Source organism: Agathobacter sp. LCP21S3_B2, from assembly GCF_052118705.1.
Lineage (GTDB): Bacteria > Bacillota > Clostridia > Lachnospirales > Lachnospiraceae > Roseburia.
On sequence record NZ_JBQKGQ010000049.1, the window covers coordinates 1 to 920 of the forward strand.

2 protein-coding genes are annotated in these 920 nt (G+C 34.0%); both read right to left on the reverse strand.

The annotated features are described in order from the left end of the window. Positions 1 to 85: 85 nt before the first annotated feature. The gene (locus ACTQ1L_RS15215) at positions 86 to 328 is read right to left on the reverse strand and encodes a hypothetical protein (RefSeq protein WP_441368093.1); all 243 of its coding nucleotides are present in this window, start codon (positions 326 to 328) and stop codon (positions 86 to 88) included. Then, positions 318 to 827 (reverse strand): AAA family ATPase, encoded by a 510-nt coding sequence (locus ACTQ1L_RS15220; RefSeq protein WP_441368095.1) that lies wholly within the window; start codon positions 825 to 827, stop codon positions 318 to 320. The genes ACTQ1L_RS15215 and ACTQ1L_RS15220 overlap by 11 nt, the downstream gene beginning before the upstream one ends. Positions 828 to 920: the final 93 nt, after the last annotated feature.

A 920-nucleotide genomic window follows, 5' to 3' on the forward strand; every position in this document is an offset into this window, starting at 1 on the left:
AGTCTGCCCTTTTTTAGGCTATCTTCTGGAAAGGTGAGGTATTGGGAGTGGTTGTAATGGCAACTACGGTAGATTTTGTGCACGCTTATACTGCCGTGAATAATTCAGGTTTAATTTTATCATTATCCCGTACCATCGCTCCATCTACATGAAATACAGCAATATAATTGCTTAAATCATTGTGCAACAAATATTTCTTTCTATTCTCAGATATTGATATGTTTTTTCTATCATCAAACGATATCAGGCAGTCTCTGTTACACGAACTCGACATAACTGGATTTTTATTAATTAATTCTCTAAAACAAACTTTTCTATTACATTCCATTACGCTCCTCCAACTGAAGTAACAAGTCCAGCGAATTATTAATGTCCTCAGAAATACTATCAATCCTATCCGCTTTAATCATATAGTTATCCCTATCCATGATATCAACAGCAATATGATTGCTCAACAAATAGGATGAAACAGCATTTGCTTTAATTCTATAATCACGATCTATTATAGAGCTATTTCCACTAGCAGCCCCTTCTACATGCGATGAATACATTAAAAGATTTGCGGATGACAGCATATATGGGCTATGCGTAGTAATAACTACCTGACTTGAAGTAGCATTAATCATTAATATAATCAACTCTAACATCTCTTTCTGAGCTGTAGGGAACAAATGTGCCTCTGGTTCTTCAATCACCATATAAACTCTTTGATTATTTAATATAATAGAAAAAATCAGTAAAACAATCCAAAGAGCCTCCTGCTGTCCTGAAGACGCCTGTATCAGCTTAACAAATTTATCCTTAGAATAATATGATTTGAGGGTCAAAACCACCTCGTAAAAAACGGTTTGTACCTTGAAAATTTCACATAAACGATTTTAAATTAAAAAATGGGATTTTATACGTGCTATTCCGTGTAT